Annotated in this window: 8 protein-coding genes; all 8 read left to right on the top strand. The window is 34.7% G+C overall.

Annotated features, from left to right (window positions below; translation table 11 throughout):
- Window positions 1–1,240 precede the first annotated feature (1,240 nt).
- The 8 genes from AAFN64_RS11940 to AAFN64_RS11905 all read left to right on the top strand — a co-directional run bounded on the left by AAFN64_RS11940 (window position 1,241) and on the right by AAFN64_RS11905 (window position 6,845).
- On the top strand, window positions 1,241–1,906 hold the full coding sequence (locus tag AAFN64_RS11940) for a MarR family transcriptional regulator (RefSeq protein ID WP_347760606.1): 666 nt from the start codon (window positions 1,241–1,243) through the stop codon (window positions 1,904–1,906).
- Between the two features lie 12 nt (window positions 1,907–1,918).
- The gene (locus AAFN64_RS11935; RefSeq protein ID WP_347760605.1) at window positions 1,919–3,412 is read left to right on the top strand and encodes an oleate hydratase; all 1,494 of its coding nucleotides are present in this window, start codon (window positions 1,919–1,921) and stop codon (window positions 3,410–3,412) included.
- Window positions 3,396–4,232 carry a phytoene/squalene synthase family protein gene (locus tag AAFN64_RS11930; protein ID WP_347760604.1) on the top strand — a complete coding sequence of 279 codons (837 nt, stop codon included), beginning with the start codon at window positions 3,396–3,398 and terminating at the stop codon, window positions 4,230–4,232. Before AAFN64_RS11935 ends, AAFN64_RS11930 begins: the two co-directional genes overlap by 17 nt.
- Window positions 4,229–4,705, top strand: coding sequence for a hypothetical protein (locus AAFN64_RS11925; protein WP_347760603.1), 477 nt, complete (start codon window positions 4,229–4,231; stop codon window positions 4,703–4,705). The genes AAFN64_RS11930 and AAFN64_RS11925 overlap by 4 nt, the downstream gene beginning before the upstream one ends.
- A 184-nt stretch (window positions 4,706–4,889) precedes the next feature.
- Window positions 4,890–5,345, top strand: coding sequence for a sterol desaturase family protein (locus AAFN64_RS11920; protein WP_347760602.1), 456 nt, complete (start codon window positions 4,890–4,892; stop codon window positions 5,343–5,345).
- Entirely contained in the window at window positions 5,345–6,031 is a 687-nt protein-coding gene (locus tag AAFN64_RS11915) for a lycopene cyclase domain-containing protein (RefSeq protein WP_347760601.1), read from the top strand. Before AAFN64_RS11920 ends, AAFN64_RS11915 begins: the two co-directional genes overlap by 1 nt.
- Window positions 6,032–6,299: 268 nt before the next feature.
- Window positions 6,300–6,557 (top strand): hypothetical protein, encoded by a 258-nt coding sequence (locus AAFN64_RS11910; RefSeq protein WP_347760600.1) that lies wholly within the window; start codon window positions 6,300–6,302, stop codon window positions 6,555–6,557.
- On the top strand, window positions 6,558–6,845 hold the full coding sequence (locus tag AAFN64_RS11905) for a hypothetical protein (protein ID WP_347760599.1): 288 nt from the start codon (window positions 6,558–6,560) through the stop codon (window positions 6,843–6,845).
- Window positions 6,846–7,097 lie beyond the last annotated feature (252 nt).

The raw sequence follows: 7,097 nt of genomic DNA, 5'->3' as shown, positions 1-7,097 counted from the left end.
TTTCCCCTTTTGATAATCAGCTATTTAAGTGTAAATACGTAATGTTTGTAGGTCGCTTAATGGTAATTACTACAATCGGATAAATAAATAAAAATGCTTCTTAATAATTTGCGACTTCGGAGCCAAATTTTCCCTCGTTAGGGGCAGGGGGTTTTGTATGACAAAAAGGTTTTTGTCTTACGAAAACACACCTTGCTATTTCCCAATGGGAATAGCAAAGTGCCCCCTAACGTCGCAAGGCGTTTTGAGCAGCGGAAAGTATTTCAAGCTGCTCAAAACACACCTTGCTGTTACTTCGTGGTAACCAATAATTGATAAAATAAATATGAAATATTAGGTTGTGATCCGCGTGTAAAACTGGATTTTAAAATCAGGATTTTTTTAGTAGGAAGGTAGCAGTTTGCTTAGTTCCTGCAAACGGCAAGATGAACGGTTGTTAAACAACCGAAATTTCATCCGTATACTCGAAGCTTGTGTGATTAGCTTACCGTTAAATATTAAAGTAGCTGAGTGGTTGTACTTGTGTGCCACTGTTTGTACGGCTATACGTAGCTATGTCTGTACGTTGAAGTGTAGGATCTAACATTAATCTAATTCGTTAATGGAAATATTGTATGAATCCTCTTTCTCCGCGACTATCTTCTGAATAATGAAGAAAAAACAAATTTGTCCCTAAGATTTTTAATCTCAAGGCTTATTATTTTGTAAACGTGGTAATGACAAATAGTGATAATTTGATGAAAAATTGTTTTTTAAATCGTTACAGAATAGTTACCATGGATCGAAAATGTAGCATAACCAAGACACTAGTAAAGTGTTATAAAATTAAGTTTAGGAACCTTTTTCTCCGCTTTATTGTTTAATTCATTTTAAACCAATGATTTATAGTGTATTTTTTTATTGTTCAAATCCTCTCGAACCTTTGTAGTCAAATAATGACAAATGATTGACTGATAATAAATTAAAAATTCTGCTTTTTATTGCTTTTGTAATTTTAAATTTCATTTCAATTATCAAGGTATACATAAATTTCCAATCCGCTAAATGGTCAGATACTTTCTTTATTTATTTTAGATGATGTCTACATGAAGAATTCATCCGATAGTTAAAGGATTATTGAGTAACTCAGTTTGTCTTTCTCTTCTAAAATAAAATGTCTAAGCATTGTGAATATGTTTTTTAGTATTTAATAGTTCTTTTATTTTTAAAAATAGTATATTTACATACTAAAAAATGATTTATGAACTATCAGCTTGTTCAGGACGTTATTCAACTTGTTGAAAAATTCGAAAAGGAGAATAGCAATTATGGTTATGCCAAAGATGTAAGTGGTTTTAAAAGATGGTTTTTTGAGAGCGAAAAACAAACGGACTTTTCTTTAGATGAACCTGATTGGGAAGGTAAAATGGAGGGAAGAAGTCCGGAGAGTGTAATCAGTACTTTATTGGTGCACATGAATCGATATGCTAAAGCCTACTCCAAGTCGGCAATACAGGATTCTGAATTTTCGACTCAGGAAGATTTTATTTATTTGATCAATTTGAAAGCCTTTGGCGCAATGACCAAAATGGAACTTATCAAGAAAAACATTCAGGATAAGCCAACTGGAATGCAGATTATAAACCGATTAATTAAAAACGGCTGGGTCATACAAAATGATTCCGAAACGGATAAAAGGAGTAAGATAATTGAAATTTCACTGGAAGGCTTACAATCATTAGATGCTCAAATGGGGAAAATACGACTTGCAACCCAAATTGTTTCTGGAGATCTTTCTCATTCCGAAAAAATGCAATTAATACGGTTGTTAAATAAGCTGGATGATTTTCATCACCCGATTTTTTCTCAACAGATAGATAGTCATGAGCTTTTGCAAAAAGTGAATACGGCCTATTTTACAGTCTAAAAAGTATTGGCTATGAAAAAGAAAATTGCAATAATCGGTTCCGGGATTTCGGGTTTGTCGGCAGCTTCATATTGTGCACAGTCGGGCAATGAGGTTCATGTTTTTGAAAAGCAAAGTCAGCCCGGCGGAAGAGCCCGGCAGTTCCAAACGACTAACGGATACACCTTTGATATGGGACCAAGCTGGTATTGGATGCCTGACATTATCGAATCATTTTTTAATGACTTTGGTTATCGTACTTCCGATTTTTACGACCTTATAGCTTTAAATCCGCAGTTTGAAATGATTTTCAAGGATGAAAAAGTCAGTGTTCCGAAATCTTATGAAGCACTCAAAGCTTTATTTGAGGATATTGAAAAAGGAGCCGGTAAAAGACTGGATGTATTTATGAAAGCTGCCAAATTCAAATATGATGTTGGAATGCGTGAATTTGTAAATAAGCCTTGTCACAGTTGGTTTGAATTCATGTCACCCAAAATCGCGGGCACAGCTTTAAAACTGAATTTGCTTACTAATTTCAGAAGCTATGTAGGGCGCTATTTTTCCAATCCCAAGCTAAGAACGCTAATGGAATTTCCGGTTATATTTCTCGGGGCTTCGCCAATCAAAATTCCGGCCTTGTATAGTCTGATGAATTATGGCGGTTATGCTCTGGGAACCTGGTATCCTGCAGGTGGTTTTTATCAATTGGTTATTGCAATGAAAAAAGTAGCAGAAGAACAAGGTGCACATTTTCATTTTAATCAAAATATTGATCAGATTGTTGTAGAACAAGGTCAGGCTAAAGGATTAATCGTTAACGGAACATTCCAGGCGTTTGATGGCATAATAGCATCCTGTGACTATCATCATACAGAAACGCTGTTGGAACCCGAAATGCGAAATTATGATGAAAAGTATTGGGCTTCCCGAACCTTTGCGCCTTCCTGTTTAATTTACTATCTGGGGTTTAAGGAACGGATTCCTAGCTTGAAACACCATACGTTGTTTTTTGAAAACGACCTGGACGAACATGTCGATACGATTTACAACACCAAAAAATGGCCGGAAAAACCATTGTTCTACGCCTGTTGTCCGTCAAAAACTGATCCTACGGTCGCCCCGAAAGAGTGTGAAAACCTTTTTTTATTAATACCCCTTGCCACTGGGCTTTCCGATGCGGAATCGATTCGAGAGAAGTATTTAGATGAAATGTTGGAACGTATTGAAAAACATACCGGAACTAAGAACTTGAAGTCAAAATTAGATTATAAAAAAAGTTATTGTGTCAGCGATTTTATAAACGATTACAATGCTTACGGCGGTAATGCTTACGGATTGGCCAATACGCTAAATCAAACGGCGGTATTAAAACCATCGGTTAAAAACAAACATATAAGTAATCTGTTTTACACCGGTCAGCTAACAGTACCCGGACCGGGAGTTCCCCCTTCTATTATATCAGGTAATATCGTTGCAAAAGAAGTAGATAAACTTAAAATATCCCGGTATGAAAAAGCTATTTGATGAACTATCCTATAAGGTTAGCAAAATTGTGACCGAAAAATACAGTACCAGCTTCTCTCTGGGTATTCTGGCTTTAAAGCCCGCCATCAGACCTGCGATATATGCTATTTATGGTTATGTGCGACTGGCAGATGAAATTGTTGACAGTTTCCACGATTATGACAAAGCCACTTTACTGGAGCGCTTTCGAAATGAGACCAACACGGCACTCCAGGAAGGGATTTCGCTAAATCCGATATTACAATCTTTTCAGGAAACCGTGAACCGTTATAAAATCGATCCATCCTTAATCGCGCAGTTTCTGCATAGTATGGAAATGGACTTACATCCGACAGATTATAATTCCGAGCGCTATCAGGAATACATTTTAGGTTCCGCCGAAGTGGTGGGACTTATGTGTCTTCAGGTATTTGTGGATGGAGACAAGACTTCGTTTGAAAAACTAAAACCCTATGCGATGAAATTGGGTTCTGCTTTTCAGAAAGTAAATTTTTTAAGAGATCTAAAAGACGACTATCAGATTTTGGGACGTACTTATTTCCCTAATATCCAAATGAAACTTTTTAGTCCGGAGATTAAGCATCAGATTGAAGCTGAAATCGAAACGGAATTTAAAGAAGCGCTTATCGGGATCAAAATGCTACCGGCTTCGTCCCGATTCGGAGTCTACCTGGCCTATAAATATTATTTGTCATTGTTTACTAAAATTAAAAACACTCCGGCGGAGAAAATAATGTCGCAACGGATCCGTATTCCCAATAGTCAAAAGTTATCCCTTGCGATGAGCAGTTATGTACAATATAAAATAGCTGTTTTATGAAGTTATTGATGGTGTTGCTACTGCTTTTTCCCTATCTTACAAAGGTAGCAGATAATGATTATCCTGATAAGGAGATGGATTTTATACGGGCAAATTACATCAAAGCGGTATCCGATAAAAAGCTGTGTAAAGCCATGTTGGTGCAGTTGCATACTAAAAACGGAAATAGTGTTTATCTTGCTTACAGGGGGGCTTTCAAAACAATATGGGCCAGTCATGCCATCAATCCGATTGTCAAACTCAATGCTTTTAATAAGGGAAAAAAAGACATCGAAAATGCTGTAAAAGAGAACCCGGACAATATTGAAATTCGTTTTATCCGATTATCGATTCAGCAAAATTGTCCTTCTTTTTTAGGATACAACAACGAAGTAGAACAAGATTTGCAATTTATTCACGAAAACAAAAACAGCATAACCTCAACATTACTAAAGAATATGATTGCCAAAGTCGTTAAAAAAGAAATACGATGATATACCGATCTAAAAGAAAACAACCATTACATGTATCAAAACCGCTTTTTTCAATGCGGCTACAATTAGTAATTCGTTGAATTTAGGTGTTTTAACATGTTTTATACCTGTAAAAGACGGGAATATATACTTAACCGGTTTCATTTACACAGGAACTATTGTTTAATTAAACTTTCAAACCGATATGAATTTTAGTATCGTTCTTTTAACATTTATACTAATGGAAGTCGCCACCTGGATTATCCATAAATATGTGATGCATGGATTTTTATGGGTTTTACATCGGGATCATCACGATCACACCAATAAAGGACCACTTGAAAAAAATGATTACTTTTTTGTAATCTTTGCATTACCGGCCATTGCCTTATTATATTTGGGTTCTTTAAACAATTTTGATTACCGGTTTTTCATAGGTTTGGGTATTACCCTATATGGGATAGCTTATTTTTGGGTGCACGATATTTTTATTCACCAACGAATAAAAACATTGCAGAAAACACAAAATCCCTATTTTCTGGCTATCCGAAGAGCACATAAACAACATCATAAACATACCGGTAAGCATAATGGAGAATGTTTCGGTTTTTTATGGGTTCCCTTGAGATATTTCAGAATGTATTTTAACGCTAAACAATAATGAAACCATATACCTATTTATTGGTTAATTTACTTACCGTAATTATTTGCTTTATTTTTTCATTTGACAAAAGGATACAGTTCAATAAACAATTTTCTGCCTTTTTAAAGGCCAGTATATTGGTTGCAATACCATTTATAATATGGGATATCTTTTTTGCAAAAATAGGGGTCTGGTGGTTTAATAAAGCTTATACCCTTGGCATTAGCCTTTTTGGTTTACCACTGGAAGAGTGGTTGTTTTTTATATGCATTCCGTTTTCGTGCCTCTTTACATTTTTCTGTCTCGATAAGTTTTTTAACCTTGACTGGGCTATAGCCTGGAACAATATCATCGTATTTATCAGCGTGATTGTATGTGCCGTATTTGCTTTATTGCATGCGGATAAAATTTATACTTTAGTTACGGCAATTATTACAATGCTAACCTTGATCTTTTTACATTTTATAGCCCGGGTAGATTGGATCGGAAAAGCTTCTCTGGTGTTTTTCATATTAATGCTTGGCTTTTTTCCGGTGAATGGCGTATTAACCGGTACAGGACTGGAGGCACCGATTGTGAATTACAATCCGGAAGAATTTTTGAATATACGATTACTTACCATTCCTATTGAAGACGCTGTTTACGGGTATGCTCAATTTCTTCTGAATCTTTATTTTTTTAAGATGTTCCAAAAACGGGATTAGTGTTTTTTGATGTCCTTATGTAAGTTCTGGATACAGGATATTATAACGTATTGCTATTTAGAACGATTTTATATTTTGTCTGGAGTTCCTATAATTTAATTTGGCGAAACATTTTACTGTAGTTTTGTGTTAAGGATAGTTCGATACTACATGTAAATTAATAAAATTTGTTGGTGTACAATTGATTAATCGGCAAATTCCAGAAGATTAATTCTGAAAATTAAGATGCAATGAAATTGCATAAAATATAAAATCGTGTAGTAGTAAAATGTATCATTTCATCAATTTTATTGAGGGAGTCCCGTTAGTACGCCCATTGAAAGTGAAGGTGCTAAGAGAGAATAATGAATACCTATCCATAGTTCAAGACTTGAATTTGTATGCAAAAAGTGATGATTTAAATGAAACTATCGAAGAGTTAAAAGAGGATCTGAAGAATCTGTATCAGGACTTATTTAATGGTGGTTATATCCCTTCAGGTAACGCAGTCAAGCTCAAAAAAGAATTTGAAAAAATATTAAAGTAAATGGGAAAATTCATAATATTTACTGAAAAAGAAGTAAATGTTGCCATTCGCGAAATAATTCCAACGAAGGATATTTATAAGAATGGCAGGCATGATACTGCAAAAATCATTATAGGAAATAAATATTACGGTATGATAACGTTGCCTTCTTTAAGCGATGAAAAATTTGGAGAAAGCAGAACTAAAATAACTATTAAGCAATTGGGATTAACATCTATTCAGTATAATGAATTTGTAAAAGGTATAATGAGTAAGAAGGAATATAATAGAATCTTAAGTTGTAAGTGATTTACATATTATAAATTTTATAAAACAAAAAGAAGGTCATAAGTATTACAAAAAACTAATTGTACCTACCGTACTTATTACCTATGGTACGTTAAGCCTTATATCCAAAGATATAAAAAACATCAATAGCTACCCACAGTTTGAAGTAAATGAGGATAGTCCTAAGCATAGTTTTTTGATAACTATACACAATATGCAACAGCCGCTGCAGTTTATAGCCTAAATCTTTTGGGTGTAAAGGGAAAGCATAAT

Origin of the sequence: Flavobacterium sp. CAU 1735 (assembly GCF_039888695.1) — a bacterium.
Lineage (GTDB): Bacteria > Bacteroidota > Bacteroidia > Flavobacteriales > Flavobacteriaceae > Flavobacterium.
Note: the sequence above shows the minus strand (reverse complement) of the source record. Positions and strands in the feature narration are given on the sequence as shown.

Bases quoted from the DNA above. Each gene is read 5' to 3' on its own strand.
- AAFN64_RS11940 (WP_347760606.1), top strand. From the start codon at position 1,241: ATGAACTATCAGCTTGTTCAGGACGTTATTCAACTTGTTGAAAAATTC.
- AAFN64_RS11910 (WP_347760600.1), top strand. From the start codon at position 6,300: ATGTATCATTTCATCAATTTTATTGAGGGAGTCCCGTTAGTACGCCCA.
- AAFN64_RS11925 (WP_347760603.1), top strand. From the start codon at position 4,229: ATGAAGTTATTGATGGTGTTGCTACTGCTTTTTCCCTATCTTACAAAG.
- AAFN64_RS11935 (WP_347760605.1), top strand. From the start codon at position 1,919: ATGAAAAAGAAAATTGCAATAATCGGTTCCGGGATTTCGGGTTTGTCG.
- AAFN64_RS11905 (WP_347760599.1), top strand. From the start codon at position 6,558: ATGGGAAAATTCATAATATTTACTGAAAAAGAAGTAAATGTTGCCATT.
- AAFN64_RS11920 (WP_347760602.1), top strand. From the start codon at position 4,890: ATGAATTTTAGTATCGTTCTTTTAACATTTATACTAATGGAAGTCGCC.
- AAFN64_RS11915 (WP_347760601.1), top strand. From the start codon at position 5,345: ATGAAACCATATACCTATTTATTGGTTAATTTACTTACCGTAATTATT.
- AAFN64_RS11930 (WP_347760604.1), top strand. From the start codon at position 3,396: ATGAAAAAGCTATTTGATGAACTATCCTATAAGGTTAGCAAAATTGTG.